The sequence below is a fragment of the Streptomyces sp. NPDC058691 genome (assembly GCF_042714775.1).
GTDB lineage: Bacteria > Actinomycetota > Actinomycetes > Streptomycetales > Streptomycetaceae > Actinacidiphila.
The window spans coordinates 164800-191064 of record NZ_JBHXSO010000006.1 but is presented as its reverse complement, the minus strand read 5'-3'; the positions used below and the strand labels follow the sequence as shown (position 1 = coordinate 191064).

At 72.4% G+C, this 26265-nt stretch carries 30 protein-coding genes; 12 read left to right on the top strand and 18 right to left on the bottom strand.

All coding sequences use genetic code 11. The features are described from left to right. Positions 1 to 100: 100 nt before the first annotated feature. Positions 101 to 1003, top strand: a complete 903-nt coding sequence (locus tag ACFWVC_RS06935) for an alpha/beta fold hydrolase (RefSeq protein WP_384279549.1) — start codon at positions 101 to 103, stop codon at positions 1001 to 1003. Here ACFWVC_RS06935 and ACFWVC_RS06930 read toward each other — a convergent pair. After that, the gene (locus ACFWVC_RS06930; protein WP_384279544.1) at positions 1000 to 1908 is read right to left on the bottom strand and encodes an NYN domain-containing protein; all 909 of its coding nucleotides are present in this window, start codon (positions 1906 to 1908) and stop codon (positions 1000 to 1002) included. The genes ACFWVC_RS06935 and ACFWVC_RS06930 overlap by 4 nt on opposite strands. A 223-nt stretch (positions 1909 to 2131) precedes the next feature. Between ACFWVC_RS06930 and ACFWVC_RS06925 the strand changes: the two genes are divergently transcribed. After that, a complete protein-coding gene (locus tag ACFWVC_RS06925; RefSeq protein WP_319665580.1) occupies positions 2132 to 2287 on the top strand; it encodes a hypothetical protein in 156 nt (51 codons plus the stop codon). Between the two features lie 77 nt (positions 2288 to 2364). On the opposite strand, the gene ACFWVC_RS06920 is transcribed toward ACFWVC_RS06925, so the two are convergent. The 4 genes from ACFWVC_RS06920 to ACFWVC_RS06905 form a co-directional block, all read right to left on the bottom strand. After that, positions 2365 to 2979 (bottom strand): MarC family protein, encoded by a 615-nt coding sequence (locus ACFWVC_RS06920; protein WP_384279541.1) that lies wholly within the window; start codon positions 2977 to 2979, stop codon positions 2365 to 2367. Between the two features lie 4 nt (positions 2980 to 2983). Next, complete coding sequence (locus tag ACFWVC_RS06915; RefSeq protein ID WP_384279539.1) at positions 2984 to 3862, bottom strand: PHP domain-containing protein; 879 nt, start codon at positions 3860 to 3862, stop codon at positions 2984 to 2986. Between the two features lie 91 nt (positions 3863 to 3953). Further along, positions 3954 to 4592, bottom strand: coding sequence for a DUF6758 family protein (locus tag ACFWVC_RS06910; RefSeq protein WP_384279536.1), 639 nt, complete (start codon positions 4590 to 4592; stop codon positions 3954 to 3956). A 142-nt stretch (positions 4593 to 4734) separates the two neighbouring features. Beyond that, positions 4735 to 5382 (bottom strand): suppressor of fused domain protein, encoded by a 648-nt coding sequence (locus tag ACFWVC_RS06905; RefSeq protein WP_384279534.1) that lies wholly within the window; start codon positions 5380 to 5382, stop codon positions 4735 to 4737. Between the two features lie 436 nt (positions 5383 to 5818). Between ACFWVC_RS06905 and ACFWVC_RS06900 the strand changes: the two genes are divergently transcribed. Beyond that, positions 5819 to 6931, top strand: a complete 1113-nt coding sequence (locus ACFWVC_RS06900; RefSeq protein WP_384279532.1) for a magnesium and cobalt transport protein CorA — start codon at positions 5819 to 5821, stop codon at positions 6929 to 6931. A gap of 9 nt (positions 6932 to 6940) precedes the next feature. Here ACFWVC_RS06900 and ACFWVC_RS06895 read toward each other — a convergent pair whose 3' ends face one another. Continuing rightward, a complete protein-coding gene (locus ACFWVC_RS06895; RefSeq protein ID WP_384279607.1) occupies positions 6941 to 7849 on the bottom strand; it encodes a DMT family transporter in 909 nt (302 codons plus the stop codon). Positions 7850 to 8011: 162 nt separating this feature from the next. Here ACFWVC_RS06895 and ACFWVC_RS06890 point away from each other — a divergent pair, with 162 nt between their 5' ends. After that, positions 8012 to 8533 carry a hypothetical protein gene (locus tag ACFWVC_RS06890; protein ID WP_384279528.1) on the top strand — a complete coding sequence of 174 codons (522 nt, stop codon included), beginning with the start codon at positions 8012 to 8014 and terminating at the stop codon, positions 8531 to 8533. Positions 8534 to 8546: 13 nt separating this feature from the next. Here ACFWVC_RS06890 and ACFWVC_RS06885 read toward each other — a convergent pair whose 3' ends face one another. Next, entirely contained in the window at positions 8547 to 9248 is a 702-nt protein-coding gene (locus ACFWVC_RS06885; RefSeq protein ID WP_384279524.1) for a hypothetical protein, read from the bottom strand. Positions 9249 to 9414: 166 nt separating this feature from the next. Between ACFWVC_RS06885 and ACFWVC_RS06880 the strand changes: the two genes are divergently transcribed. The 3 genes from ACFWVC_RS06880 to ACFWVC_RS06870 all read left to right on the top strand — a co-directional run bounded on the left by ACFWVC_RS06880 (position 9415) and on the right by ACFWVC_RS06870 (position 12399). Beyond that, the gene (locus ACFWVC_RS06880; RefSeq protein ID WP_384279523.1) at positions 9415 to 10683 is read left to right on the top strand and encodes a magnesium transporter MgtE N-terminal domain-containing protein; all 1269 of its coding nucleotides are present in this window, start codon (positions 9415 to 9417) and stop codon (positions 10681 to 10683) included. Beyond that, positions 10676 to 11170, top strand: a complete 495-nt coding sequence (locus tag ACFWVC_RS06875; RefSeq protein WP_384279519.1) for a DUF1003 domain-containing protein — start codon at positions 10676 to 10678, stop codon at positions 11168 to 11170. Before ACFWVC_RS06880 ends, ACFWVC_RS06875 begins: the two co-directional genes overlap by 8 nt. Before the next feature lie 71 nt (positions 11171 to 11241). After that, positions 11242 to 12399, top strand: coding sequence for an Mrp/NBP35 family ATP-binding protein (locus tag ACFWVC_RS06870; protein ID WP_384279514.1), 1158 nt, complete (start codon positions 11242 to 11244; stop codon positions 12397 to 12399). Positions 12400 to 12464: 65 nt separating this feature from the next. Here the strand turns inward: ACFWVC_RS06870 and ACFWVC_RS06865 are convergent, their stop codons facing one another. The 5 genes from ACFWVC_RS06865 to sigE all read right to left on the bottom strand — a co-directional run bounded on the left by ACFWVC_RS06865 (position 12465) and on the right by sigE (position 16974). Further along, positions 12465 to 13076, bottom strand: coding sequence for a hypothetical protein (locus ACFWVC_RS06865; protein ID WP_384279509.1), 612 nt, complete (start codon positions 13074 to 13076; stop codon positions 12465 to 12467). Between the two features lie 79 nt (positions 13077 to 13155). Continuing rightward, the gene (locus ACFWVC_RS06860) at positions 13156 to 13602 is read right to left on the bottom strand and encodes a sec-independent translocase (protein ID WP_384279504.1); all 447 of its coding nucleotides are present in this window, start codon (positions 13600 to 13602) and stop codon (positions 13156 to 13158) included. A gap of 131 nt (positions 13603 to 13733) precedes the next feature. After that, the gene (locus ACFWVC_RS06855) at positions 13734 to 15194 is read right to left on the bottom strand and encodes a S1C family serine protease (protein WP_384279497.1); all 1461 of its coding nucleotides are present in this window, start codon (positions 15192 to 15194) and stop codon (positions 13734 to 13736) included. Between the two features lie 68 nt (positions 15195 to 15262). Further along, positions 15263 to 16201, bottom strand: a complete 939-nt coding sequence (locus tag ACFWVC_RS06850; RefSeq protein WP_384279489.1) for a zf-HC2 domain-containing protein — start codon at positions 16199 to 16201, stop codon at positions 15263 to 15265. Further along, complete coding sequence (gene sigE, locus ACFWVC_RS06845; protein WP_384279483.1) at positions 16198 to 16974, bottom strand: RNA polymerase sigma factor SigE; 777 nt, start codon at positions 16972 to 16974, stop codon at positions 16198 to 16200. Before sigE ends, ACFWVC_RS06850 begins: the two co-directional genes overlap by 4 nt. A gap of 136 nt (positions 16975 to 17110) precedes the next feature. On the opposite strand from sigE, the gene ACFWVC_RS06840 reads away from it, so the two are divergent. After that, positions 17111 to 17776: an O-methyltransferase gene (locus ACFWVC_RS06840; protein WP_384279603.1), complete on the top strand. Its 666-nt coding sequence runs from the start codon at positions 17111 to 17113 to the stop codon at positions 17774 to 17776. A 147-nt stretch (positions 17777 to 17923) separates the two neighbouring features. Here ACFWVC_RS06840 and ACFWVC_RS06835 read toward each other — a convergent pair whose 3' ends face one another. Next, complete coding sequence (locus ACFWVC_RS06835) at positions 17924 to 18091, bottom strand: DUF3117 domain-containing protein (protein ID WP_018561471.1); 168 nt, start codon at positions 18089 to 18091, stop codon at positions 17924 to 17926. 262 nt (positions 18092 to 18353) lie between these two features. Here ACFWVC_RS06835 and ACFWVC_RS06830 point away from each other — a divergent pair, with 262 nt between their 5' ends. Continuing rightward, complete coding sequence (locus tag ACFWVC_RS06830) at positions 18354 to 19148, top strand: enoyl-CoA hydratase/isomerase family protein (RefSeq protein WP_384279599.1); 795 nt, start codon at positions 18354 to 18356, stop codon at positions 19146 to 19148. Between the two features lie 12 nt (positions 19149 to 19160). Here the strand turns inward: ACFWVC_RS06830 and ACFWVC_RS06825 are convergent, their stop codons facing one another. Together ACFWVC_RS06825 and ACFWVC_RS06820 are read right to left on the bottom strand one after the other, a co-directional pair. Further along, positions 19161 to 19754, bottom strand: coding sequence for a DNA-3-methyladenine glycosylase I (locus tag ACFWVC_RS06825; RefSeq protein WP_384279473.1), 594 nt, complete (start codon positions 19752 to 19754; stop codon positions 19161 to 19163). Continuing rightward, positions 19751 to 20134 carry a DivIVA domain-containing protein gene (locus tag ACFWVC_RS06820; protein ID WP_384279466.1) on the bottom strand — a complete coding sequence of 128 codons (384 nt, stop codon included), beginning with the start codon at positions 20132 to 20134 and terminating at the stop codon, positions 19751 to 19753. Before ACFWVC_RS06820 ends, ACFWVC_RS06825 begins: the two co-directional genes overlap by 4 nt. A gap of 122 nt (positions 20135 to 20256) precedes the next feature. Here ACFWVC_RS06820 and folP point away from each other — a divergent pair, with 122 nt between their 5' ends. Beyond that, positions 20257 to 21117, top strand: coding sequence for a dihydropteroate synthase (gene folP, locus ACFWVC_RS06815; protein WP_384279460.1), 861 nt, complete (start codon positions 20257 to 20259; stop codon positions 21115 to 21117). A gap of 43 nt (positions 21118 to 21160) precedes the next feature. Here the strand turns inward: folP and ACFWVC_RS06810 are convergent, their stop codons facing one another. Next, positions 21161 to 21955 (bottom strand): TIGR00730 family Rossman fold protein, encoded by a 795-nt coding sequence (locus ACFWVC_RS06810; RefSeq protein WP_384279453.1) that lies wholly within the window; start codon positions 21953 to 21955, stop codon positions 21161 to 21163. An 89-nt stretch (positions 21956 to 22044) separates the two neighbouring features. After that, on the bottom strand, positions 22045 to 23112 hold the full coding sequence (dapE, locus tag ACFWVC_RS06805; RefSeq protein ID WP_384279446.1) for a succinyl-diaminopimelate desuccinylase: 1068 nt from the start codon (positions 23110 to 23112) through the stop codon (positions 22045 to 22047). Positions 23113 to 23176: 64 nt separating this feature from the next. Between dapE and ACFWVC_RS06800 the strand changes: the two genes are divergently transcribed. Continuing rightward, positions 23177 to 24208, top strand: coding sequence for a heavy metal transporter (locus ACFWVC_RS06800; protein WP_384279439.1), 1032 nt, complete (start codon positions 23177 to 23179; stop codon positions 24206 to 24208). Positions 24209 to 24492: 284 nt separating this feature from the next. Beyond that, complete coding sequence (locus ACFWVC_RS06795; protein ID WP_384279433.1) at positions 24493 to 24909, top strand: ATP-binding protein; 417 nt, start codon at positions 24493 to 24495, stop codon at positions 24907 to 24909. An 84-nt stretch (positions 24910 to 24993) separates the two neighbouring features. Here the strand turns inward: ACFWVC_RS06795 and dapC are convergent, their stop codons facing one another. After that, entirely contained in the window at positions 24994 to 26094 is a 1101-nt protein-coding gene (gene dapC / locus ACFWVC_RS06790) for a succinyldiaminopimelate transaminase (RefSeq protein ID WP_384279425.1), read from the bottom strand. Positions 26095 to 26265 lie beyond the last annotated feature (171 nt).

The window sequence follows — 26265 nt, the reverse complement described above, 5'->3', positions numbered from 1 at the left end:
GCCGGGCACCCTCCGCGGTGCCCGGCCGTTCGCCGTCGCGCGCGACAGGCGTGGGGGGCGCGTCGCACGACGGAAACCCGCCGCGGATAGCCTCGGGCGCATGAGCCGACCGCCGTTTCTGTCGCTGCCCGAGAACGCCACCGCGCATCCGCTGGACACCGAGCGCGGCCGCTTCGCCGTCCTGGAGGCGGCCCCGCCGGCGGGCACCCCGCGGCGTGGCACGGCGCTGCTGGTGCCCGGCTTCACCGGCAGCAAGGAGGACTTCCTCGCGCTGCTGACGCCGCTGACCGCGGCGGGCTTCCGGGCCGTCGCCGTGGACGGCCGGGGCCAGAACGAGTCGGTGGGCCCGCGTGACGAGGCGGCGTACGCGCAGGGCGAGCTGGCCGCCGACGTCCTCGCGCAGACCGCCGCGCTGGGCCCGGACACCGGCCCGGTCCATCTGCTGGGGCACTCGATGGGCGGCCTGGTCGTGCGCGCCGCGGCGATCACCGTCGCTGCCGCGGGCGACGCCCTGCCGTGGGCGTCCCTGACGCTGATGAGCTCCGGGCCCGCCGCGATCGAGGCGGCCCAGCAGGCGCGGACGAAGCTGCTGCTGGAGGCGCTGTCCTCGATGGACATGGAGAGCGTGTGGCGGGCGATGCGCGAGCTGGACGCCGAGGACCTCGAAGGCACGGCGAACGCCTCCGGCGAGATCGAGGAGTTCCTGCACCAGCGGTGGCTGCGGACCGTGCCGGAGCAGCTGACGGTGACCGGCAGGCAGCTGATCGCGGAACCGGACCGGGTGGCGGAGCTGGCGGCGGTGGGTCTGCGCACCCTGGTGCTGTCCGGCGAGGTCGACCACGCGTGGCCGGTGCCGTGGATGGACGACATGGCGGCCCGGCTCGGCGCCCGGCGCGTGGTCGTCGAGGGCGCGGAGCACTCGCCCAACACGGAGCGGACGGCGGAGACGGCCGCGGCGCTCGTCGCCTTCTGGAACGGGGAGCCTACGGGCCAGGACGGCTAGAGCCGGGCCTGCAGGTGCTCCCAGAAGCCGTCGCGCAGGACGCGCCGCAGGTCGGCGTGGCCGCGCAGCGAGATGTTGAGCATGCCCTCGGCCTCGACCAGCAGTTCCTGGTCGTAGGCGGGCGGCAGGTACGGGTGGCCGGGCAGTAGCTCGGCCAGTGAGTCGCGGCCGCGGGTTGCCAGCCACTGGGAGGCGACCCGGGCCCCCACGAAGTGCACGTCCTCGCGGGTGGGGATGGGGCCGGTGGGGATGGGCGCGTCGCCGTAGATGGGCGCGGTGCGCCGGGTGATGTAGGGCTTGCAGAAGTCCAGGTCGAGCGTGCGCAGGCTGTCGACCTCCCACAGCAGGGGGTCGGCCTGGTTGCGCCCGTCGGCGGCCTCGATGCCCCACAGGTGGACACGGGCGCCGTAGCCCTGGGCCGCCTCGACGGCCGAGACCAGGTCCTCGTCGCCGCCGATCAGGACGGCGTCGGAGATCGCCCGGTGCCGGGCCAGCGACTCCAGGTCGCTGCGGATCAGCGAGTCGACGCCCTTCTGCTGCCGGCTGGCGTTGAGATTGCCGAGCCGTACCTTGACGTCGGGCAGCTCGGCGATGCGTTCCTGCTCCGCGCTGTGGATGCGGCGGCGGGCCCCGTCGTACCAGTAGACCCGCAGCAGCCGGCTGTCCGGGAACAGCTTGCGGGCACGGTCGATGAAGGCCTCGATGATCCCCTCGGCGTCGAGTTCGAAAGCCCTGCGGTCCTCGGTGCCCGCGACGAGGCGGCCGGCGGCGGCGTACACGTACCCGGCGTCCACGAACACAGCGTGGGTCGCCGGGGTCGTGGCGACCTCGGCGAGGACCCGCTGCAGGAGCTCGTTGGTGCGCTCGATGCCGGCGGAGATGGCGGAAAGGGCTTCGTCTTCCATAGAACTCACATTGTCCGGCGCCGCGGTCCGCACACACAACCGGAACCGGGGCCACCACAGGCTTTTGTTACCGGCGGGTAGAAGGCGGCCGGAAAATTTTCCTTAGGACAGGGAAGGTTTTCGCGGCGGCAACAGTTGTCGATACATGAATGACCCACGCAGGTAACGGCTGCGAAGCAGCCCCGTACTCCAATGGAGGAGTGCCCGGACGAAGGGAGAAGCCATGAAGACCATGCGCTTCGAGATCATGCGCCTCAACGACCAGGACGGTCGCGCAGTCGACTGCACGGTCGTGGACGCCGCCTCCGTCGACCAGATCGTCCAGCAGGCCGCCGCGATCGGCCAGCGCATCTACATCCGCCCGGTCGAGCTGGCCTGACGGACACAGCGGAAGGGCCCCGTACGCTGCGGCTGCGGGGCCCTCGTCGTGCCCGCACGGCGGGCGGCGACGGACCGTCAGCCCTCGCCGCGGATGAAGCCGAAGACACCGTTGGCGATCTGCTGCACCGCGATCGCGGAGAGCAGCATGCCGGACAGCCGCGTGACCAGCACCACGCCGCCGTCCTTGATCAGACGGATGATCACCAACGAGTAACGCATCGTCAGCCAGAGCACGACGTGCATGGCGGCGATCGCGGCCCACACCGACACCCGTTCCCCGAAGCCATGTGCGCGCTGCACCGCCAGGATCACCGTCACGATCGCGCCCGGCCCGGCGAGCAGCGGCATGCCGAGCGGCACCAGCGCGACGTTGACGTCCTTGGTCTGGGTCGGCTCGTCCGCCTTGCCGGTGAGCAGGTCGAGCGCGATGAGCAGCAGGAGCAGCCCGCCGGCGATCATCAGGGCCGGCACCGAGACATGCAGGTAGTCCAGGATCTGCTGGCCGCAGATCCCGAAGACGGCGATGACGCCGAGCGCGACCGAGGCGGCCTGCCAGGCCATGCGGCGCTGGACCTTGGCCGCACGGCCGGAGGTGAGGGCGAGGAAGATCGGCATGATGCCGGGCGGATCCATGATCACGAAGAGCGTGACGAACACGGATCCGAACAGGGTCAGGGAGAAGAGGTCCATGGGCCTAGCGGTCTGCGGAAGGGGTGAGCGGGGCCGCACCGGTCGCCCGGCGGACGATCTCGCGGTAGACGTCGGGGTCGGTGGTGTGGTCGCCGAGCCGGCAGGTCTTGCGCGTGCCGTGGTAGTCGCTGGAGCCGGTGGCCAGCAGCCCCAGCTCGGCGGCGAGGTGGCGCAGCCGGGCGCGGGTGGACTCGTCGTGGTCCATGTGGTCGACCTCGATGCCGTCCAGGCCGGCGGCGGCCAGTTCCTGGATCATGCTCTCCGGAACGATCGCCCCGCGTTTGACGGCGGCGGGGTGGGCGAAGACGACGACCCCGCCGGCGTTCTTGACCAGGCGGATCGCCACGAAGGGGTCCAGTTCGTGCTTCTGGACGTAGGCGCGGCCGCCGGGGCCGATCCACTCGGGGGTGAACGCCTCGGAGATGCTGTCCACCAGGCCCGCGTCGATCAGCGCCTGCGCGATGTGCGGGCGGCCCACGGCGCCGTCGCCCGCGATCCCGGCCACCTGTTCCCACGTCACCGGCACGCCGTGCTCGCGGAGTTTGGCCACCATGGTCTGCGCGCGGGGCGTGCGGTCGTCGCGGACGAGTTCGCGCTCGCGATGCAGCTCCGGCTCCTGCGGGTCGAAGAGGTAGGCAAGCATGTGCATGCTCACGCCGTCGTGCCGGCAGGAGAGCTCGGCGCCGGTGACCAGGGTCAGGCCGCTGTCACCGGAGGCGTGCAGTTCGGCGAGCGCCTTCCCGGCCTCGGCATATCCGCCCACCGTGTCGTGGTCGGTGAGGGCGACCACGTCCAGCCCGGCGGCGGCCGCGGCGCGGACCAGCCCGGCCGGGGTGTCCGTGCCGTCGGACGCCGTGGAGTGGGTGTGCAGATCGATGCGCACGAAGGTCACTCCAGGGCTCTCGGGTACTCGGCGCCGGCCACGGGGGCGGCCTTGCGATTACCAGGATAACTGCCCGGGGAGCCTCTGAATCTCAGGAGAGCAGGCGGGGGGAGAGCGCCCCCCACGGAACGAGGTCGATCTCGGCACCGGCCTCGCGCAGATCGGTCAGTATCAGCTCGTCGTAGATGAGCAGCCCGGACTCCTCCGGCCAGACGATCGCCCACAGCCACAGGCCGAACGACTCCCCGGCGAAGACGGCCCGGTCCAGCGGGGTGCCCGCCACATGCCACAGCGGGGTCGGGCGGCCCGCGGCGACCACCTTCGCCGCCGGCGGCTTGCCGACGCACATCTGCGGCCCCGGATCGGGCCCCGCGATGCCCGCGAACCGCGCCCCGAGACCCACGCCCAGTTCCTCCGCGACCAGCACCATCTCCCCCGGCCCGCCGAGCGGCCCGGGGCCGGAGCAGGCGACCGCGGTCGCCCGGCCGCCGCTGCGGTCGTCCCCCGCCGACGCGACACCGGTGAACAGCCAGCCGACCGGCAGCGGCCAGGGCATCCACACCGGGACGTGTGCCCGGCTGACGACGACGCCGAGCGCCTCGACGCTGGGCGGTACGACGGGCTGGAGCGGGTACACGGCGCCGTGCTCGTCGCACTGCCAGGAGTCGGCGAAGAGGCCGGGCGCGCGGACCCGGCCACCGCACTTCGGGCAACTGGGTTCGCCCCTCATACCGCCCCACGGTCCTACCGCGGCGTGCCCGCGTCAAGGACGATCACCCGTCCGGGTCCGGCAGCGTCGCGCCTCGGCACAACGTGCCCGTACCACGCGCCCGCACGACGCACCGGCACAACGCACCGGCGCGGCACGTCCGTCAGTCGGACAGCGGCACCGTGGCGCGCATCGGGTCGCGCAGATCGGTGCCGGCCTGCAGCCACCGCTCCTGCAACGCGCCCGCGCCGCGGACGCGCTTCCAGGCCGCCTCGTTGGACGTCATGGGCAGCAGCGGGAAGAAACGGACCGGGTCCATCGGCGGATCGAGCTCGAGATCCTCGACCAGACCGCCGGGCTCGGCGACCAGGACGGCGGAGAACGCCGCGCCGGGCCACAGGGGTTCGCCGACGTCCAGGGAGTTGCCGGGGGCCACGACCACCCCCTCGACCTGCGGCGAGGCGGCCAGCACGGCGAGCGGGCGCAGCACCTGGTCGATGTCGGCGCCGCTGCCGGCGCGCAGGGTGAGCACGAGTTCGGCCCGCGGCCCGCGCACGGGGTCGGCGACGGAGACCGACAGGGGCGCCGCGAAGGTGGACGGGGCGGTACCGGCCGAGGAGCCGGCCGGGTCGTTCATGGGCGCACGCGACATGCCGAGCGTCACATAGCGCACCAGCGCTCCGTCGTGGACGTCGTGGAAACGGAGGACCTCGATGCGCTCGGTCCCGAGAAAGGTGATCGCCGCGCGCGCGTCCGGATCCCCGAAGGACATGCGCAGACGCGCCTCGACCAGCCCCAGTACATCGACCATGATCCGAGCATAGAGCGCGTATGAAATGGGCAAAGGAGCGCTGTGACGCTTTGGGCGCCTGGTACGCTGGGCCGTCGGCCACGCCGGTAGAGGCGTGTTCGTCTTCCCCCAGCGGGGACAGGCCGGAGGAGGTGGGGCTGCAATGGATCCTAGTCGACCGTGCAGTACCGGCAGCTCTTCCGCCCGGCATCTCTCCTGATCCCCAGCGTTCCGTACCCGGCCACCCGGCCGTGAAACCAAGAAATTCACGGAACTCCCGAGGATTTTCGGAACACTCCGCGTGCACCCGCGTGCCTTGTCGCCGCCCTGCTCGCACCCTGGTCTGCCCGGGCCGCCTGCCGCCTCCGGAAGAGCTCGCTGAACTGCGCAGTGATCAACGGTGATCACCCTGCCCTGATCCGCATTTCAGTCCGGCCAGTCCGTGAAGGAGCTTGCCATGTCGATGATCCGCGACCTGCGCGCAGTCGTCCGCCCTGCCCTGCGCAAGAGCAGCACCTCGTACGACTACGGACCGGACCGCGCCCGCAACACCGACATGCCCAGCGCCGTCGTGGACTGCGCCGTCTACCGCGACGGCCGCCGCAGCAGCGACCACATCACGCCGCGCGAGGCGCTGGAGAAGGTCAGCGGCGGCGACGAGGGCTTCGTGTGGATCGGGCTGCACGAGCCGTCGGAGCGCGAGTTCTCCGAGATCGCGGACGTCTTCGGGCTGCACCCGCTGGCCGTGGAGGACGCCGTCCACGCCCACCAGCGGCCCAAGCTGGAGCGGTACGACGACACGCTGTTCATGGTGTTCAAGACCATCCGCTACGTCGAGCACGCCGAACTCACCGCCACCAGCGAGGTGGTGGAGAGCGGCGAGGTCATGGTCTTCACCGGGCGGCAGTTCGTCATCACCGTCCGGCACGGCGGCCACGGCTCGCTGCGCGCGCTGCGCCACCGCCTGGAGGACGACCCCGAACTGCTGGCCAAGGGACCCTCGGCGGTACTGCACGCCATCGCCGACCAGGTCGTCGACGACTACCTGGCGGTCAGCGAGGCCGTCCAGGACGACATCGACGAGGTCGAGATCGACGTCTTCTCCGCGCAGGGCAAGTCCCCGCGTGGAGCGGACGCCGGGCGGATCTACCAACTCAAGCGCGAGGTGCTGGAGTTCAAGCGCGCGGTCTCCCCGCTGCTGCGGCCGATGCAGATGCTCAGCGAGCGGCCGATGCGCGTGGTGGACCCGGAGATCCAGAAGTACTTCCGGGATGTCGCCGACCACGTCGCCCGCGTCCACGAAATGGTCGTCGGCTTCGACGACCTGCTGAACTCCATCCTCCAGGCCAACCTCGCGCAGGCGGCGGTCGCGCAGAACGAGGACATGCGCAAGATCACCTCTTGGGCGGCCATCATCGCGGTCCCGACCATGATCTGCGGTGTGTACGGGATGAACTTCGAGCACATGCCCGAACTGCACTGGCGGTACGGGTATCCGATGGTGCTGGTCGCCATCGGCGGCATCTGTCTCGCCATCCACCGGATCCTGCGCCGCAACGGCTGGCTCTAGGGCGCCGGTTCAGGCCTTCCGGCGGTCGGCGAGCACGACCAGCGCCAGCCCGGCCAGGATCACCAGGATCGCCGGATAGGCCGCCACGGGCGGGGTCTGGCCCAGCCAGAGGGCCGCGACCAGCGCGGCCCCCGGCGTCTCCAGCAGGATCGCCGTGGAGGTCGTCGAGGCGCCGAGACCGCGCACCACGCGGTTGAGGATGCTGTGCCCGAGCAGTTGCGCGGCCACGGTCAGCGCGGCGAGCTTCAGCCAGGTCGTGCCGGAGTAACCGGCGAGCGCGGAGCCGGAGATCAGGCAGGCCGCCAGCAGCGCCACGGCGGTGGTGGCGTAGCAGACGAAGGTGTACGCCGTGGTGCTGACGGTCCGTCGCACCTCCGCGCCCAGCAGCACATAGCCGGCCGCGGCGATGCCACCGGCCAGCGCCAGCGCGTCCCCGGTCAGGGCGCGCGGCGACAGCGACAGGTCGACCCCGGTGAGGATCACCACGCCGAGGACGGCGAGAGCGGTGCCCGCCCACACCAGCGCGGGCTGCCGCTGTCCGCGCAGTCGCAGGAAGAGCGTGGTCCAGATCGGCGTCGTGGTGACCATCGCCGTCGAGGAGGCCACCGAGGTCATCGAGAGGCTGGGCAGCCACAGCCCGAAGTGCAGGGCCAGCACCGCGCCCGCGGCGACCGACAGCCCGAGGGCACGCCGGCCCATGCCGCGCAGCTCCGCGCGGTGCCGCAGCAGCGCGAACGGGCTGAGCACACCCACCGCCATGGCGTTGCGCCAGAACGCGATGGCGAGCGCGGGCGCGGCCGTCGCGGCGATGAGCGGGGCCGACAGCGACACCCCGGCGATGGCCACCGCCAGCAGGGCGAAGTCCAGGGGCGCCTTGACATGGACAACGGCGTCCGGCGCGTCCAGCGCCGTCGACACGGCGGGGCTGCTGCTGGTGGGCGGCGCGGCGGACACGCGGGTTCTCCTCGGGCGGCGGGACGACGACCCCCATAGCGTAAGGCCCGTACCTCGCCTGAGCTCCTATCGTCTCACGATGCGTGCGGCCGACGGCCCCGGGAGGGCGGGCAATAGGCTGGGCGCATGACGGAAACCGTGGAGCAGCCCCTGCTGGACCAGGCACTCATCGAGGAGGCCGCGAAGAAGTCGGGCCTGCTGTGGGCCGACGGGCAGGCGCTGTGGCACGCGTGGGTGGACGGCGCGGTCGTGGTGGTCGGCGGCGGTCCCGGCGAGCAGCCGCTGCCCGGGCTCTCCCCCGGCGGCACGGCCCTGGTGACCCTCCGCAGCAAGGACAAGGGCGGCCGGCTCGTCGCCTTCCCGGCCCGGGTCACGGAACTGCCCCCGCACGAGGAGGCGTGGACCGCCGCCGTCGCGGAGCTCAAGGGCAAGCGGCTGAACGCGCCGGACACCGAGACGATGACCGAGCGCTGGGCGCGCGAATGCCGCGTACTGCGCCTGGAGCCCGCGGGGCCGCCGACCGAGCGGCCCGGCGCGATGCCGGCGGGGAGCGGCGCCGCCGCCCCGGTGCCCACCGCCGCCGTCACCCGCCGCCCCGCCCCGGCCGGTCTCCCGAAGCTGCTGTTCCGGCGGCGCGGCCGGGGGTGAGGGGTTCCGGGCCCTAGGACGTCACGGACCGGCCGTAGTCGACGACCTCGTCCTTGTCGGGTGCGCGCAGCGTGAAGTCCTTGCCCCAGTCGGCCATGGTCAGCGTGCCCGCGCCGCCGGCCCGTTCGTAGCGGAGCGGGTAGGGCGTGCCCTCCAGGGAGACGTCGATCGTGCCGTTGCTGCCGCCGTCCGCGGTGACCGCGATGGTGCGGACGCCGCCGATCTTGCGGTGGTCGCCGACCGCGAGGTCGCCGTGCAGCACGAAGAAGCCGTCCAGCAGCACTTCCTTGTCCGTGAAGCCGCTGAACTGGTGGTAGGCGGGATCGCCGGTCGGCACCTTGACGTACTTGTCCTTGAGCTTGGCGCCGACGTCGTCGCCGTAGAAGCCCGCGCCCGCCTTCAGGTAGAGGTCCTTGCCGACCCGCAGCAGCTCGAAGGTGCTGCCGTCGGTGCTGACCTCGCCGAAGCCGCCGTTGCCCCGCAGCCGCATGTCGAGGGTGTAGGTGCGGCCCTTGCTGACGACCGTGCCGGACAGCCGTACGGTGTCCGCGGCCTCCGCCGCGGTACGGGCGCGCTCCTCGATGGTGGTGGGGGGCAGCTTGCCGACGCCGTTGGTTCCCGCGTCCGGATCACCCGCGCATCCCGTCGCGAGGGTGAGCGCCAGGAGGGCGTACACAAGACTCGTGAGGGCGGCTGAACGGCGGCCGGGGATCACGGTGTTCTCTTCCTCCTGCGGTCGTCGTCGCCGTCCTGACCGGCGCGGCGGTGCCGAAGCTACCGAAGCGTACCCCCGGCCGGGTGAACGGCTGTGAACACGGTGCGAAGCCCCCGTGGAGCATCACCGCGCGCCCGGTGCGAGTGTGCGGCGTTAGCCTGACCGCATGGCAGCCGGAACCTCCCGGGTCTTCGTCTCGCACCTGTCCGGGGTACGGGTCTTCGACCCCAACGGGGACCAGGTCGGCCGCGTCAGGGACGTGATCGTGATGCTGCGGGTCGGCGGCCGCCCCCCGCGCGTGCTCGGCCTGGTGGTGGAAGTGGTGAGCCGGCGCCGGATCTTCCTGCCGATCACCCGGGTGACGGGGGTGGAGTCCGGCCAGGTCGTCACGACCGGCGTGGTCAACATGCAGCGCTTCGAGCAGCGCCCCACCGAGACCCTGGTCATCGGCGAACTGCTGGACCAGCGGGTCACGCTGGTCCAGGCCGGCGAGGAGGTGACCGTGCTGGACGTGTCCATGGTGCGGCTGCCCGCCCGCCGCGACTGGGAGATCGACAAGGTCTTCGTCCGCCGCGGCAGGGGCCGCGGGCTGCGCCGACGGGCCGGCGAGACGCTGACCGTTTCGTGGTCGGCGGTCACGGGCTTCGCGCTGGACGAGCACGCGCAGGGCGCGGAGGCGCTGCTCGCCACCTTCGACCAGTTGCGCCCCGCGGACCTCGCCGGCGTGCTGCACCATCTGTCGGCCAAGCGGCGTGCCGAGGTCGCGGCCGCCCTCGACGACGACCGGCTGGCCGACGTCCTGGAGGAGCTGCCCGACGACGACCAGGTGGAGATCCTCGGCAAGCTCAAGGAGGAGCGGGCGGCCGACGTCCTGGAGGCGATGGACCCCGACGACGCCGCCGACCTGCTCGCCGAGCTGCCCGAGCGGGTGCAGGAGCGCCTCCTCGGGCTCATGGAGCCGCACGAGGCCGCCGACATGCGGCGGTTGATGTCGTACGAGGAGCGCACCGCGGGCGGCCTGATGACCACCGAGCCCATCGTGCTCCGCCCGGACGCCACCGTCGCCGACGCCCTGGCGCGGGTCCGCAACCCCGACCTGTCCGCGGCGCTCGCCGCCCAGGTCTACGTCTGCCGGCCGCCGGACGAGACCCCCACCGGCAAGTACCTGGGCACCGTGCACTTCCAGCGGCTGCTGCGCGACCCGCCGTTCACGCTGGTGAGCTCGCTGCTCGACAGCGATCTGGAGCCGCTGGGCCCGGACACCCCGCTGCCGGCCGTCACCAGCTTCCTGGCGACGTACAACATGGTGGCCGTGCCGGTGGTGGACGAGGGCGGCTCGCTGCTCGGCGCGGTGACCGTCGACGACGTACTGGACCACCTGCTGCCGGAGGACTGGCGCGAGACCGAGCTGCACGGGGAGGCCGGGGATGGGTGACGAGCGCCCCCGGGTCCGGCTCGACCAGCCGCTGGTACGCCGGATCAGCCTGCTGCCCGCCTACGACCCGGAGACCTTCGGGCGGCTGTCGGAGAAGATCGCCCGCTTCCTGGGGACAGGTCGCTTCATCGTCTGGATGACCGTCGTCATCGTGGCCTGGGTGGCGTGGAACGCGCTCGCGCCGCCCGGCATGCGGTGGGACCCGTACCCCTTCATCTTCCTCACGCTGATGCTGTCGCTGCAGGCCTCCTACGCCGCCCCCCTGATCCTGCTGGCCCAGAACCGGCAGGACGACCGCGACCGGGTCAATCTGGAGCAGGACCGAAAGTCCAACGAGCGGAGCATCGCCGACACCGAGTACCTCACCCGCGAGATCGCCGCACTGCGGCTGCGACTCGGCGAGGTCGCCACCCGCGACTGGATCCGCTCGGAACTCCAGGAACTGCTGAAGGAGCTCCACGAGCACGCCCGCGCCGACGCCGACTGAGAGCCCGCGGAGCCCTGTGAACCCGCCCACCGCGGGTCATCAGCCGTTCACGCGCGACGTACCATCGAGCCATGGCTGACGACACTCCCGCAGGCGCTGTCTCGCTCGACGCGGTGCGCGCCGCCCTCGCGACGGTGAACGACCCCGAGATCCACAAGCCGATCACCGACCTGGGCATGGTCAAGTCCATCGACATCGCCGACGGCGGTGCGGTGCGGGTCGGTGTGTATCTGACAGTGTCCGGCTGCCCGATGCGGGACACCATCACCAGCCTGGTGACGACGGCGGTCGCCAAGGTCGCGGGCGTCACCGGGGTCAGCGTCGAACTGGACGTGATGAGCGACGAGCAGCGCCGCGAACTGGCCTCCTCGCTGCGCGGCGGCCAGGCCGAGCGCGAGATCCCCTTCGCCCAGCCCGGCTCGCTCACCCGCGTGTACGCGGTGGCCTCCGGCAAGGGCGGCGTCGGCAAGTCCTCGGTGACGGTGAACCTCGCCGCCTCGATGGCCGCCGACGGCCTGAAGGTCGGTGTGGTCGACGCCGACATCTACGGCCACAGCGTGCCCCGCATGCTGGGCGCGGACGGCCGTCCCACCCAGGTCGAGAACATGATCATGCCGCCCTCGGCGCACGGCGTGAAGGTCATCTCCATCGGCATGTTCACCCCGGGCAACGCCCCCGTGGTGTGGCGCGGCCCGATGCTCCACCGCGCGCTGCAGCAGTTCCTCGCCGATGTGTACTGGGGCGACCTGGACGTGCTGCTGCTCGACCTGCCGCCCGGCACCGGCGACATCGCCATCTCTGTCGCGCAGTTGGTCCCGAACGCCGAGATCCTCGTCGTGACCACGCCCCAGCAGGCGGCGGCCGAGGTCGCCGAGCGCGCGGGCACCATCGCCGTGCAGACCCACCAGAAGATCGTCGGCGTCATCGAGAACATGTCCGGGCTGCCCTGCCCGCACTGCGGCGAGATGGTGGACGTCTTCGGCAGCGGCGGCGGCGAGCGCGTCGCGGAGGGCCTGACCCGCACGACCGGCGCCAACGTGCCGGTGCTGGGGCAGATCCCGATCGACGTCCGGCTGCGCGAGGGCGGCGACGACGGCCGCCCGGTCGTGCTCACCGACCCGGAGTCCCCCGCGGGCTCCGCCCTCCGCGACATCGCGGGCAAGCTCGGCGGGCGTCAGCGCGGTCTGGCCGGCATGTCCCTGGGCATCACGCCGCGCAACAAGTTCTGAGCGGCACCTGCCGCCGTGCCAGGGGCGTCCTCCTCGCGAGGGCGCCCCTGTCGTGTGCCCGCGCCTCAACGCCGATAGGCGTGGATGTCCTTGACCCGCGACAGGCCGAGCCCATAGGCGCTCATGCCGCGCCCGAACGCGCCCAGGTGGACCCCGCGCGCGGAACCGGCCATCACCCAGCCGTACTCGGACTCGCGGTAGTGGAAGGGCGTGGGCTCACCGTCCACCGGCAGGGTGAGCGCCGACCAGGCGGCACCGTCGAGGTTGTCGGCGAGATCCCAGGCGATGGCCGTCTGCTGGTCCAGCCAGTCCTGCCGCAGATGACGTTCCATCTGGGTGGGCCAGGTGCACGACAGCAGACCGGAGCCGGCCAGCCACGCCGCGGAGGCCACCGAGGTCTCCTCCAGGACGCCCGTGCCGTCGGCGCTGCGCCGCAGCGGGCGCTGCGCGACCGTCACGACGACCACGAAGCGGCGGTCGTCCGGCGTGGGCTCGACCTTGACGGAGGGCTCGTCGCCGTGGCCCGTCGAGCCGTGCTCCACGGTGCCGTCGGCGCTCCTGCCGACGGGGGCGAGCCAGCGGTGCCCGGTGAAGGCCTCGTCCAGCCCGTACCAGGCGAAGTCGGCGCTGAGATAGCCGTCGATCGTACGATCCGCTGGATCGGCTGTGGTCTCCATACGCGCGGCGCCTCCTCCATAAGGGCAAACAAAGGGAGAATAGCCACTCGCGCGACCTGAACGGGGCAGGGCCCCCGGTTCAGGTGGCGTCGGAGTCGAACGGCGGTGCCTCGCCCGGGTCCAGGCCGTCCCGCTTCTTCAGCCGGTCCGGCGTGCCGGAGGAGCCGGAACCGCCGGTGGAACCGCCGCTGGAACCGCTGTCCCGCCCGTGCACCGCGTCGGTGACCGCGGACATCTCCTCCTTGAAGTCGAATCCGTTGCGGATCTCCTTCAGGCCGAGTTCGTCGTTGTCCAGCAGCTGCTTGCGGACGAAGTTGCGCGGGTTGAGGTCCTCGAACTCGAAGTCCTTGAACTCCGGGCCCAGCTCCTTGCGGATGTCGGCCTTGGCGCTGTCGGAGAACTCACGCACCTTGCGAATGAACTGCGTGACGTCCCTGATGACCTTGGGCAGCTTGTCGGGCCCGAACACGAGCACGGCAAGAATCACGAGCGCGACGACCTCCAGCGCGCCTATGTCTGAAAACACCGTGCAGCTCCTCGTGGTCCTCGGCCGGCGGACGGAATCCGGCGGATCTCACCGTACCCGCCCGAACCAGGTTGACGGGAGTGGCCCGGGGTCAACAGTAGGCCGCGCCTGGGTAAACCCGGGCCCGGGCCTCAGCCGGTGGCCGATCCGAGGACCAACTGGACGCTGCGCTGCTTGCCGCCCCGCTTGAGTGTGAGATCGAGCTTGTCGCCGGGGCGGTGGCTGCGGATGCGCACGATCAGCTCCTCGCCGCTGTGCACCCGCTTGCCGTCGATGGCGGTGATCACGTCGCCCGGCTCGATGCCCGCCTTGTCGCCGGGTCCGTTCGGGGTGATGGAGTCCCCGTCGCCCTCGCCCTCGGGGCTCACCTGGGCGCCGTCGCCGTCGTACTGCAGATTGATGCTGACGCCGATCACCGGGTGGGTGGCCTTGCCGTTGTTGATCAGCTGCTCGGCGACCCGCTTCGCCTGGTTGACGGGGATGGCGAAGCCCAGTCCGATGCTGCCGCCCTGGCCGCCGTTGCCGAAGGGGTCCGAGCCGGTGTCGGCGGAGCGGATGGCGCTGTTGATGCCGATGACCAGGCCGCGGGAGTCCACCAGCGGGCCGCCGGAGTTGCCCGGGTTGATCGGGGCGTCGGTCTGGATGGCGTCGACGTAGCTGACGTCGCTGCCCTCGGTCTCGCCGCCCGCGGTGATCGGGCGCTGGGTGGCGCTGATGATGCCCGAGGTCACCGTGCCCTCCAGGCCGTACGGGGCGCCGATGGCGACCACCGGGTCGCCCACCTGGGCCGCGTCGGAGTCGCCGAGGACGACCGGGTGCAGCCCCTTGACCCCGCTGACCTTGATGACCGCCAGGTCGTAGCCGGTGTCGCGGCCGACGATCTTCGCGGTGCGGATCTGGCCGCCGTTGAAGGTCACCGAGATGGTGCCGCTCTTCGCGACGGTCTCCACGACGTGGTTGTTGGTGAGGATGTGGCCCTCGTCGTCCAGCACGAAGCCGGTGCCGGTGCCCTCTCCGCTGTCGCCCTTGACGTGGATGTAGACGACACCCGGCAGCACCTTGGCGGCGATGCCCGCGACGCTGTCCGGGGCCCGCTTCCCGGCCTCGGCGGTGGCCTGGGGCAGGGTCACCTGGGCCGAGCCGCCGTCGCGCGCCACATACGCGCCAATGGCGCCACCGATGCAGCCGGCGATCAGCGTGAGGGCGATCAGGGCGGCGGCCAGCGGGCCGCGGCGGCGCGAGGACCGGGGGGCGGCGGGCAGCGGTCCAGGGGCCGCCCAGGGGTCGTAGCGGTGCCACTGGCCGACCGAGAGCGGGGCCGCGGGCGGCAGCGGAGGCTGAGGAGGCGGCGCGGTGTCCGCCGGACGGGTGACGGGAGGGGCGGGCGCCCAGGGCCCGGGCTCACCGTACGGCGGGGTGTCGTACGGGTCGGAGCCGTACCGCGGCGCGGCGTCCTGCGGGGGCTGGGGGGCCTGCGGGGGCGGCGCGGCGGGGGGCCCGGACCGGGGCGCGGCCTGCGCCTCCGGCGGAGCCGGTGACACCGGCTCCGGGCGGCTCCACCACTTCGGCCCGGCGGCCTTCCCCTGGTCCACAGTGCTCCCCTACGACGACTGTCCTCCCTGGATTGAACCAGGAGTCGGCGCCGCCCGCAGCCGCCCGCTCAGCGGCTGACGGGGAAGGTGCCCAGCATGGGGACGGCCGACTCGGCGGAAGCAGGCAGCGACGGCGAGGCCGGGATACCGCCGGGACGTGAGGACGCCTTGGCCGAGGTGCCCGAGGGGGCCGCGCCCGGCGTGGAGGTGATGTCGACGGCCGGGGCGGCGGGGGGAGAGGCGGACGTCCGGCTGCCCGGTGTCAGGAGGGAACGCGCGACGGCCGCCGGGTCGACCCGGCCCTCGGACGTCGGTGAGGACGGCGCGAAGGGCCGTGTGCCGCTGCTGGGGTGCAGCAGGTCGTTCGTCGGCCTTGCCCACACGTCGGCGGCGGGCCGGGCGGACTGCTGCGAGCTCATCGGGGTCACCGCGGCACCGGTCTCGTCCATGCCGGGCTCCGGGGCGCCGTCCAGCGGCAGCGCGCCGCCGAGGGCGATGGCCGCCATGGAGAAGGCGCCGGCCGCCGCGAAGGCGAAACGCCGCCGGCCGCGGGCCGCCGAACCCGCCGGCCCCGGCGCAGCGGGGGTACTCGGACGCGCCGTCTCGTGGATGCGGAAGCCCCGGGAGGCCGACGCCGACAGCGGCAGCGCGAACTCCTCGCGGGCCTTGCCGAACAGATCGCCGTTCAGCCGCTCGCCGCCGAGGCTGGCCGCCTGGATCATCCCGTCGGCGTCGAAGGGCCCTCCCGACCCGTCGCCGTCGCCCGCGGGCAGCTCCTGGAGACGGGCCAGCAGGCCGGCCGAGAGGGTGGGCGGCGCCGAGGCGGCGATCGCGTCCTTCATACGGCGCTGCTCGTCGGCGGCGTCCTTGCACTCGGTGCAGGTCGCCAGGTGCGCCAGGACCCGGTCGCGGGCGTCGTCCTGGAGCTCGCCGTCGACGAACGCGGCCAGATGGTCTCCGAGGTGCTGCTCGGCGCAGAGCAGATGCCGGCTGCGGGTGCTGGTCACGTGCCCCCGCCCTCCAGGGCCGCCCGGCCCGTGGTCAGCACGGGTGCCCGGCCCGGACGGGCGGCGGGCGCCCGGTGCTCCAGCGCCTTGCGCAGGTGCGAGCGGCCGCGGTGGATGCGGCTGCGCACCGTGCCGAGCTTGACGCCGAGCGTCGCCGCGATCTCCTCGTACGACAGGCCCTCGATGTCACAGAGCACGACCGCGGCGCGGAACTCCGGCGCGAGGGTGTCCAGCGCCTGCTGGATGTCGGCGTCGAAGTGCGTGTCCGCGAAGTGCTGCGCGGGGGACGGCTCACGGCTCGGCAGGCGCTCGGCCGCGTCGTCGCCCAGGGCGTCGAAGCGGATGCGCTGGCGGCGCCGGACCATGTCCAGGAAGAGATTGGTGGTGATGCGGTGCAGCCAGCCCTCGAAGGTGCCGGGCGTGTACGTCGACAACGATCGGAAGACCCTGACGAAGACCTCCTGCGTGAGGTCCTCGGCGTCGTGCTGGTTGCCCGTCAGGCGGTAGGCGAGACGGTAGACCCGGGCGCTGTGGGTACTGACGATCTCCTCCCAGGAGGGAGGGGTCCACGTCTGCGCGCCCCCGTCGGTGGCGAAGGTCGCGTTGGCGGCCACTGTCGAGGACTCGTCGGAGCGCGAACGGTCGTCAGCTGTATCGGTCACGGATTTCGGCTCGCCGGCCTCCCTGCGGAAGCGCGAGAGCACTCCCCGGTGACCCGCCGCAGCCGCACCTCCCCTATCGGCTCTGGTGGTGTCCAGTAGAGCCCCTACCATATCCACCTCGCCCGTTAGCTCCGGATAAGTGCCGGGCTCTTCACCACGGCCCTCGTTCTGCACCATCTGACGAACCTCCCAACGACTGGTCCCATCTCCGGGTTCCCGACCGCAGCGGATACAGTCGCCAGGCGGGCTGCAACCGTCACGCGGACAGGAGAGGTCAATTACCGGCAACCGGCAGGCGAGCTGGGCGTTCGCGGACGCTTTCGTCGCCGAGGACGACGCGCTGATACGAGCCCGCGCGCGAGCTCGTGAGGCGGGCGTGCGTCCGGTCTCCCCGGGCACCGGCGCGACCCTGCGCCTGCTGGCCGCGGCCACCGACGCCAAGGCGGTCGTGGAGATCGGCACCGGGAGCGGGGTCTCCGGCATCCACCTCCTGCACGGCATGCGCGCCGACGGGGTGCTGACCACCGTCGACACCGAGCCGGACCGCCAGCAACTGGCCCGCATCGCCTATCGCGAGGCCGGCTTCGCCACCAACCGCGCCCGCTGCATCTCCGGCCGGGCGCTGGACGTGCTCCCCCGCCTCGCCGACGGCGGCTACGACCTGGTCTTCTGCGACGGGGACCGGCTGGAGTACCCGGACTACCTGGGTGAATCGTTGCGCCTGCTCCGGCCGGGGGGTCTGGTCTGCTTCGAGGGCGCCTTCGCCCAGGGCCGCGCGATGGACGCCGCCCACCAGGAGACCGAGGTCCTGCGGCTGCGCGAGCTGATGCGGACGGTCCGGGACAATGCCGCGCTCGCCCCCGTTCTGCTGCCGACCGACGACGGACTGCTCTGCGCGGTACGGCGCGGCTGACAATTCCGGCATCGCCCGTACCGGTCCGCGCGCGCATTCCGGCGGACTTTGTGCGGGCTTTGTACCCTCCGGCCGTTCCGGAAAGAACAAACAAGCGACCCCCGGCGCAGGCGTGCTGCCGGGGGCCCAAGGCTTGGATTGGCCGGTTCAGGCGATGGCCTTCTTCAATGCCTCGCCGAGTGCATCCGCCTCGTCCGGGGTCAGCTCGACGACAAGCCGTCCGCCGCCCTCGAGCGGAACGCGCATGATGATGCTCCGCCCCTCCTTGGTCACCTCGAGCGGGCCATCACCCGTCCGCGGCTTCATGGCCGCCATGCTCGTTCCCCTTCCTGAAACCAGCTCTTCGCACACGGTGGCCCAGGCGCCACCGGACTCGAACACATTGGTTCTCGGCCATTATCCCGCATCGGGTGACCCGATGACCAACATCGGTTCCCATCCGTTCGAGAACCCGGTCCCGCAAAACAGTCCATTTCGGTGATCGCCCACTCGCGTATGTTTGGTGCACGTCACATGTTCGCGGGTGATGATCTCCGGCATGCTGGCCCCGGACGAGAGCCGCGACGAAGGGGATCACATGGCCGACACCGTGCTGTACGAGGTGAGCGACGGGCTCGCCACCATCACCTTGAACCGCCCTGACGCGATGAACGCGCTGAACATCGAGACCAAGGTCGCCCTGCGCGACGCCCTGCGGGCGGCGGGCGCCGACCGGGTGGTGCGGGCGGTGCTGCTGACCGCGACCGGCAAGGCGTTCTGCGTGGGCCAGGACCTCAAGGAGCACATCTCGCTCGCCGACGAGAAGGGCGGCGGCGGGCCGGCGATGTCCACGGTCCGCGAGCACTACAACCCGATCATCACGGCCATCACGACGATGCCCAAGCCGGTCGTCGCCGGGATCAACGGCGTCGCGGCGGGCGCGGGAGCGGGCTTCGCCTTCGCCTGCGACTACCGCGTGGCCGCGGACACCGCGGGGTTCAACACCTCCTTCGTCGGCGTCGCGCTCACCGCCGACTCCGGGGCCTCGTGGACGCTGCCCCGGCTCATCGGCCGCAGCCGCGCCGCCGACCTGCTGCTCTTCCCGCGGACGGTGCCCGCCCAGGAGGCGTACGAACTCGGCATCGTCAACCGGCTCGTCCCGGCGGCCGACCTGGCCGCCGAGGCCGCGCAGGTCGCCCACCGGCTCGCCCAGGGCCCCACGGTCGCCTACGCGGCGGTCAAGGAGTCGCTGGCGTACGGCGAGGACCACTCGCTGGTCGAGACGCTGGCCAAGGAGGACGAACTGCAGACCCGCGCGGGCGCCTCCGAGGACCACCGGATCGCGGTCGAGGCGTTCCTCAAGAAGGAGAAGCCCCGCTACCTGGGGCGCTGACCCCGACGGGGTTCAGCGGCGGGCGAAGCAGCCGGCCAGGTGGTCGTCCACCAGGCCGCACGCCTGCATCAGCGCATAGGCGGTGGTGGGGCCGACGAAGCGGAAACCGCGCTTCTTGAGGTCCTTGGCCAGGGCGGTGGACTCCGCCGTGACGGCCGGTACGTCCTCGGTGGTGCGGGGGGCGGGCCTGATGGCGGGGTCCGGCGCGTACGACCACACGAGGGCGTCCAGGCCGCCCTCGTACCCCTCGCGCAGCTCCAGCGTGGCCCGCGCGTTGGAGATCGCCGCATCGATCTTGGCGCGGTTGCGGATGATGCCGGCGTCCGCGAGCAGCCGCTCGCGGTCCTCGTCGGTGAAGACGGCCACGGCGTCCGGGGAGAAGCCCGCGAAGGCCTTCCGGAAGCCCTCGCGGCGGCGCAGGATCGTGATCCACGACAGCCCCGACTGGAAGGCCTCCAGGCACACCCGCTCGAACAGCGGGGCCTCGCCGTGCACCGGGCGTCCCCACTCGGTGTCGTGGTACTCCCGGTAGTCGGCGGAGGTCGCCGTCTCCAGTCCCCAGGGGCAGCGTGCCTTGCCGTCCGCCCCGACGACCGCACCGCTCATCGCTCGCCCCCGGGGCCACTGGGCTCGTGGGCCGCGTCCTCCGCGTCCTGGGCGGCGTCCTTGACCAGCGAGTGGCCGCCGAAGGCGGTGGCGTGCGCCCCGGCGAGCGCGGCCTCCAGGTCGGCGATGTGCGCGTCGCGCTGGGCGAGTTCCGCGGCCAGCCGGTCCAGCACGTCGTCGACGTCGAGCATGCGGTAGCCGCGTACGGCCACCGGCAGCCGCAGCTGCTCTATGTCGGCACGCCCCACCGGGCGCTCCCGCGGCAGGCGGTCGTCCAGCCGGTCCGGCTCCACGTCGCGGAGCCCCCCTCCGTCGCCGAGCACCGCGAGGGCCACCGCGGCGACCACCGCGACCAGCGCGATGAGCAAGAACCAGAACAAGACCTCTCCCGGGGTCGGCCCGACGTGTACGGCACGATCGTGCCACGCCGCGCTGTGCGCGCGGTGCGCGGTCGGCGACTATCTTCGGTCGGCGGATCACATTTCGAGGAGACGGGCGCGACATGCTGAGGCTGGGCACACGGGAATTCGGCGAGCACGAGCCCGTGATCATGGCGATCGTGAACCGGACGCCCGACTCGTTCTACGACCAGGGCGCCACGTTCAGCGACGAACCCGCCCTGGCGCGCGTGGAGCAGGCCGTGGCCGAGGGTGCCGCGATCATCGACATCGGCGGCGTCAAGGCGGGCCCGGGGGCGGAGGTGTCGGCGCAGGAGGAGATCCGGCGCACGGCCGACTTCGTCGCCGATGTGCGGCGGTGCCACCCCGAGGTCGTGATCAGCGTGGACACCTGGCGGCACGAGGTCGGCGAGGTCGTCTGCGAAGCCGGCGCGGACCTGCTGAACGACGCGTGGGGCGGCGTCGACCCCCGGCTCGCCGAGGTCGCCGCGAAGCACGGCGCCGGCCTGGTGTGCACGCACGCGGGCGGTGCGCAGCCGCGCACCCGGCCGCACCGCGTGGGCTACGACGACGTGATGGCGGACATCCTGAAGGTCACCGTGGGGCTGGCCGAACGGGCGGTGGCCCTCGGGGTGCGGCGGGACGCCGTCCTCATCGACCCCGGGCACGACTTCGGGAAGAACACGCGGCACTCCCTGGAGGCGACCCGGCGCCTGCCGGAGATGGCGGCGACGGGGTGGCCGGTGCTGGTCTCCCTGTCCAACAAGGACTTCGTGGGCGAGACGCTGGACCGGCCGGTCAAGGAACGGCTGCTGGGCACACTGGCGACGACGGCGGTGTCGGCCTGGCTCGGCGCCCAGGTGTACCGCGTGCACGAGGTCGCCGAGACCCGGCAGGTGCTCGACATGGTCGCCTCCATCGCGGGGCACCGCCCGCCGGCGGTCGCCCGGCGCGGACTGGCCTGACGGGCCCGTCCGCGCCGGCTGCCTGCCTGCCTGGACGGAACGGCTAGTCGCCGCTCTCCTTGGTCACCAGCGCGACGGCCTCGTCCACGTCGTCGGTGAGGTGCAGCAGTTCCAGGTCCACCGGGGACGCCTTGCCCTGGTGGACGACGGTCTCCCGGACCCAGTCGACCAGGCCCCGCCAGTAGGCGGTGCCGAACAGGACGATGGGGAACTGCGTGACCTTACGGGTCTGCACCAGGGTGAGGGCCTCGAAGAGCTCGTCCAGCGTGCCGAAGCCGCCGGGCAGCACGATGAAGCCGGAGGCGTACTTCACGAACATCGTCTTGCGGACGAAGAAGTAGCGGAAGTTCACACCGATGTCGACGTAGGGGTTGAGCCCCTGCTCGAAGGGGAGCTCGATGCCGAGCCCCACCGACACGCCGCCCGCCTCGCACGCGCCGCGGTTGGCCGCCTCCATGGCGCCCGGGCCCCCGCCGGTGATGACGGCGAAGCCGGCCTCCGCCAGGGCGCGGCCGATGCGCACGCCGGTCTCGTACTCCGGGGCGCCCTCGGCCGTGCGGGCGGAGCCGAAGACGCTGACGGCGCGGCCGAGTTCGGCCAAGGCGCCGAAGCCCTCGACGAACTCGGACTGGATGCGCATCACGCGCCAGGGGTCGCCGTGCACCCAGTCCGACGGGCCGCGGGTGTCCAGCAGCCGCTGGTCGGTGGTGGACTTCTGCACCTGGCCCCGGCGGCGCACCACCGGGCCGGTGTGGCGCTCGGGCCAGTCACGCCCTGTGGAGCTGCCCTCCGCCGCCGCCGTCTCGGCCGCCGCCGCCTCCTCCGCGTCATGGTCCATGTCGCGCTCCTTTCGCTGCGTCCCCCCGGTCCGGTCAGGGTACGCACGCGCCCACCGCGCGGATCAAGAACGCGCCGCTTAACAGCTCGTTACGCCAGCCAGGCGCGCAGTTTCCGCTCCGCCTCCAGGACGGCGGCGACGACGACGTGCTCCTCGCGGGTGTGGGCGAGCTTGGGGTCGCCGGGGCCGTAGTTCACCGCGGGGACGCCGAGCGCGGAGAAGCGGGCGACGTCGGTCCAGGCGTCCTTGGGCGCGGGCTCGGTGCCGATGGCCGCCACGAACGCCGCCGCGGCGGGGTGGGACAGGCCCGGAAGGGCGCCGGGGGCGCTGTCGGTGAGCAGCACGTCGAAGTCCTCGAAGACCTCGCGGACGTGGGCGAAGGCCTCGGCCTCGGAACGGTCCGGGGCGAAGCGGAAGTTGACGATCACCGCGCAGGAGTCGGGGATGACGTTGCCGGCGTGACCGCCTTCGATCATGACGGCGTTGAGGCCCTCGTGGTAGGTCAGCCCGTCGATGACGGCCTGCCGGGGCTCGTACGCGGCGAGCCGGGCGAGGACCGGCGCGGCCTTGTGGATGGCGTTCTCGCCGAGCCAGCTGCGGGCGGAGTGGGCCCGGCGGCCGGAGGTCTCGACGCGGACCCGCAAGGTGCCCTGGCAGCCGCCCTCGACCTTGGCGTCGGTGGGCTCCAGCAGCACCGCGAAGTCGCCCTCCAGCCAGTCGGGGTGATGCTGGACCAGCCGCCGCAGCCCGTTGCGCTCGGCCTCGATCTCCTCGGCGTCGTAGAAGACGAAGGTGAGGTCGCGATTGGGCTCGGGGAGGGTGGCGGCTAGCCGCAGCTGGACCGCGACGCCGGACTTCATGTCGGTGGTGCCGCAGCCCCACAGAATGCCGTCGTCGTCCAGCCGGGAGGGCACGTTGTCGGCGATGGGCACGGTGTCCAGGTGCCCGGCGAGCACGACCCGCTCGGCGCGCCCCAGATTCGTGCGGGCGACCACGGCGTCGCCGTCGCGGTCGACGGTGAGGTGCGGCAGGGCGCGCAGTGCCTCCTCCACGGCGTCGGCCAAGGGCTTCTCGGCGAGGCTGACGGAGGGGATGTCGACGAGCTGCGCCGTCACCGCGGCGGCGTCCTGACTGAGATCGAGCACGGGCCGTTCCATGCTGCCGACCCTACCGGGGGATCAATCCGGGGGTCGGCACAGCCGCCTTCGGTACGGTGTGCGCGTGCCGAAGCCGATGCCGACGTCAGGTCCCGCCGCGCGCGCCCCGAAGAAGCGGGGGCGGGCCGCGCGGGTGCTCACCGCGGCCCTGGTGCTGCTGGGCGTCGCGGGATACGCCGCGTACCACTACGGCGGCATCGGGGGCGGTCCCGGGCATGCCGAGTGCACGGTGGCCGTAGAGGGAGGGACGCTGCGGCTGGAGCCGCAACAGGCCGCCAACGCCTCCACGATCGCCGCCGTTGCCAGTTCCCGCGGACTGCCGGAGCGTGCCGTGGCGATAGCGCTGGCGACGACGATGCAGGAGTCCGCGCTGCGCAACATCAACCACGGCGACCGGGACTCGATGGGCCTGTTCCAGCAGCGCCCCTCGCAGGGCTGGGGCACGGCGGCGCAGATCATGGACCCGGTCTACGCCTCCAACGAGTTCTTCGACGGCCTGGTGAAGATCCAGGGCTATTCGCGGCTCCCGCTCACCGTGGCCGCGCAGCGGGTGCAGAAGAGCGGTTATCCGCAGGCGTACGCCAAGCACGAGGGTGACGCGGTGCTGCTGGCCGCCGCCCTCACCGGCCGTCACGGTGGGGCACTGACCTGCACGGCGGCGGACGGCGGGCGGACCGTCGCCGGCGGGGACCCCGCGAGGGTACGGACCCGCCTGGTACGGGAGTTCGGCCCGGACGTGGCGCCGCGGACCATGGCGGCCGCCGATCCCGGCACGGAGGCCGGCGCCAAGCGCGACGCGAAGAACGGCGACACCCCGGAGCGCGTCAAGGGCGGTGCCCAACAGGCCGCGGGACGGCGCACGGTGGCCGTGCCCTCCGCGCCCGCCGACGGCGGGGCACGCGGCGGTGGCGACGCCCGGCGGGGCTGGGAACTGGCGCAGTGGGCGGTGGCGCACGCCCATGAACTGAAGGTCGAAAAGGTGGCGTTCGCGCACCGCGAGTGGTCGGCGGCGGCCTCCGGCGAGGGCTGGACGAAATCGAATGGCGCCGATTCCGGCGCGGCCGCGGAAGACGTGCGCATCACCGTCGCGCAATAGTGCGGGCATTCACCCTCAGGCGGGTCGCTTGTACGCCAAACCCATCAGATGGGAAACCGACTTCACGGACCGTCAAAACCCCATCTGAGGACAGGCCGTGACGTTTCGTCGGTGCAGCTCAACCCGCCCGAATTGCTCCGCTTTAGCGGTCGCCGAAACTCGCCGCATTACCAACTCTTTACCCAAGGCGGCCGAAACCTTCGGGGCACCTCACGCGGTAGTCACGACGTCCGCCCCGCGGACATGTCACGCCGTAACTGTCGTCTCTCCGTAAAAGGAGCACCATGTCTCTCCCCCTCACGCGTCGGATCGCCCGGGCCGCCCTGCTGGTCGGCGCGGCCGCGGCTCCTCTCATCGGTGCCGGTGCCGCGTCCGCAGCCGAGCTGCCGCAGGTCGGCGACCTGGGTGGGCTGACCAACGTGGACAAGGCCCCGGAAGTCGCCGGCACGGTCACGAACGTCGCCAAGGACTCCGGTGCCACGAAGGCCGTCCAGCAGACCGTGCCCGCCACGGCGCGCACGGTGGCCGGCCTCGGCAAGACGGCCCAGCCGGCCGTCAGCGGCGTCGCCACGAAGGCGGTGGGCACCATCGGCGGCGCCGCCGTGGAGGTCGGCAAGAAGGCCGGCAAGACCGGCCTGCCGCTGCAGAGCCTGCCCACCACCGACCAGCTTCCCCTGAAGGGGCTTCCCCTCGGCGGCTGACCCCCCACAGCCGCACCGGAAGGGCCCGGCGAGCCTCGGCTCCCCGGGTCCTTCGGGCGCTTCCGGTACTCCTCGGCCGGCCCGTCAGACGGCCAGGCGCCGCACGGCGGCCGCGACCCGTTCGTCGGTGGCCGTGAAGGCGATCCGCACGAACCGCTCGCCGGCCGCGCCGTAGAAGTCGCCCGGCGCCACCAGGATGCCGCGCTTGGACAGATCGGCGACCGTGTCCCAGCCCGACTCGTCGCGGGTGGCCCACAGGTACAGGCTGGCCTCGCTGTGCTCGATGCGGAAACCGGCCGCCTCGAACGCGGTGCGCAGCGCGGCCCGGCGCCGCGCGTAGCGCTCGCGCTGCCCGGCCACGTGGGCGTCGTCGCCGAGGGCCGCGATGGTGGCGGCCTGCACCGGGGCGGGCGTCATCATGCCGCCGTGCTTGCGGATCTGCAGCAGCTCGCCCAGTACGGCCGGGTCGCCCAGCAGGAAGGCGGACCGGTAGCCGGCCAGGTTGGAGCGCTTGGACAGCGAGTGGACGGCGACGATGCCCTCGTACGAGCCGCCGCAGACGTCCGGGTGCAGCACCGAGACCGGGTCGGCCTCCCAGCCCAGCTCCAGGTAGCACTCGTCGCTGAAGACCAGCACGCCGTGCTCGCGCGCCCAGGCCACGGCCTGGCGCAGTTCGTCCTTGCCGAGCACCCGCCCGGTGGGGTTGGAGGGGCTGTTGAGCCACAGCAGCCGCAGTCCCGCCGGGTCGAGCTCGGTCGGCTCGTCGTAGACGACCGGCTCGGCGCCCGCGAGGCGCGCACCGACCTCGTACGTCGGGTAGGCCAGCCGCGGGTACGCGACCTTGTCGCCGGCGCCCAGGCCCAGCTGGGTCGGCAGCCAGGCGACCAGTTCCTTGGAGCCGACGACCGGCAGCACGTGGGTGTCCCCCAGGTCCTGCGCTCCGAGCCGGCGCCCCGCCCAGCCGGTGATGGCGGCACGCAGCTCGGGGGTGCCCCACACGGTGGGGTAGCCGGGGCTGTCGGAAGCCTCGCTCAGCGCGCGGCGGACGATGTGGGGGACGGGGTCGACGGGCGTGCCCACCGACAGGTCGACGATGCCGCCGGCGTGTGCGGCGGCCGTGGCCTTGTACGGTTCGAGCCGGTCCCACGGGAAGACGGGGAGTCTGGACGAGACTGGCTGCGCCACGCTGGTGCTCACTTTCCGTTACTCAACGTACCGAACGGCCCTAAGGCCGTTAAACACGGCGGTGCCCCCCGGGGGGGGGGCCGGGGGGACCCCCCCGAAGTGTGGGGGGGCGACGCCCGGGGGCGGGAGGGCGGGGTTGTAGGGGGGGTGGCGCGCGGGAAGCCCCAGCAT

Coding starts and splice junctions, on each gene's coding strand:
- ACFWVC_RS06835 (WP_018561471.1), bottom strand. CDS start 18,091: ATGGCGGCCATGAAGCCGCGGACGGGTGATGGCCCGCTCGAGGTGACC.
- sigE (WP_384279483.1), bottom strand. CDS start 16,974: ATGGTAGGGGCTCTACTGGACACCACCAGAGCCGATAGGGGAGGTGCG.
- folP (WP_384279460.1), top strand. CDS start 20,257: ATGCTGAGGCTGGGCACACGGGAATTCGGCGAGCACGAGCCCGTGATC.
- ACFWVC_RS06830 (WP_384279599.1), top strand. CDS start 18,354: ATGGCCGACACCGTGCTGTACGAGGTGAGCGACGGGCTCGCCACCATC.
- ACFWVC_RS06880 (WP_384279523.1), top strand. CDS start 9,415: ATGGCAGCCGGAACCTCCCGGGTCTTCGTCTCGCACCTGTCCGGGGTA.
- ACFWVC_RS06795 (WP_384279433.1), top strand. CDS start 24,493: ATGTCTCTCCCCCTCACGCGTCGGATCGCCCGGGCCGCCCTGCTGGTC.
- ACFWVC_RS06810 (WP_384279453.1), bottom strand. CDS start 21,955: ATGGACCATGACGCGGAGGAGGCGGCGGCGGCCGAGACGGCGGCGGCG.
- ACFWVC_RS06890 (WP_384279528.1), top strand. CDS start 8,012: ATGACGGAAACCGTGGAGCAGCCCCTGCTGGACCAGGCACTCATCGAG.
- ACFWVC_RS06900 (WP_384279532.1), top strand. CDS start 5,819: ATGTCGATGATCCGCGACCTGCGCGCAGTCGTCCGCCCTGCCCTGCGC.
- ACFWVC_RS06905 (WP_384279534.1), bottom strand. CDS start 5,382: ATGGTCGATGTACTGGGGCTGGTCGAGGCGCGTCTGCGCATGTCCTTC.
- ACFWVC_RS06910 (WP_384279536.1), bottom strand. CDS start 4,592: ATGAGGGGCGAACCCAGTTGCCCGAAGTGCGGTGGCCGGGTCCGCGCG.
- ACFWVC_RS06875 (WP_384279519.1), top strand. CDS start 10,676: ATGGGTGACGAGCGCCCCCGGGTCCGGCTCGACCAGCCGCTGGTACGC.
- ACFWVC_RS06870 (WP_384279514.1), top strand. CDS start 11,242: ATGGCTGACGACACTCCCGCAGGCGCTGTCTCGCTCGACGCGGTGCGC.
- ACFWVC_RS06930 (WP_384279544.1), bottom strand. CDS start 1,908: ATGGAAGACGAAGCCCTTTCCGCCATCTCCGCCGGCATCGAGCGCACC.
- ACFWVC_RS06935 (WP_384279549.1), top strand. CDS start 101: ATGAGCCGACCGCCGTTTCTGTCGCTGCCCGAGAACGCCACCGCGCAT.
- dapE (WP_384279446.1), bottom strand. CDS start 23,112: ATGGAACGGCCCGTGCTCGATCTCAGTCAGGACGCCGCCGCGGTGACG.
- ACFWVC_RS06920 (WP_384279541.1), bottom strand. CDS start 2,979: ATGGACCTCTTCTCCCTGACCCTGTTCGGATCCGTGTTCGTCACGCTC.
- ACFWVC_RS06825 (WP_384279473.1), bottom strand. CDS start 19,754: ATGAGCGGTGCGGTCGTCGGGGCGGACGGCAAGGCACGCTGCCCCTGG.
- ACFWVC_RS06925 (WP_319665580.1), top strand. CDS start 2,132: ATGAAGACCATGCGCTTCGAGATCATGCGCCTCAACGACCAGGACGGT.
- ACFWVC_RS06865 (WP_384279509.1), bottom strand. CDS start 13,076: ATGGAGACCACAGCCGATCCAGCGGATCGTACGATCGACGGCTATCTC.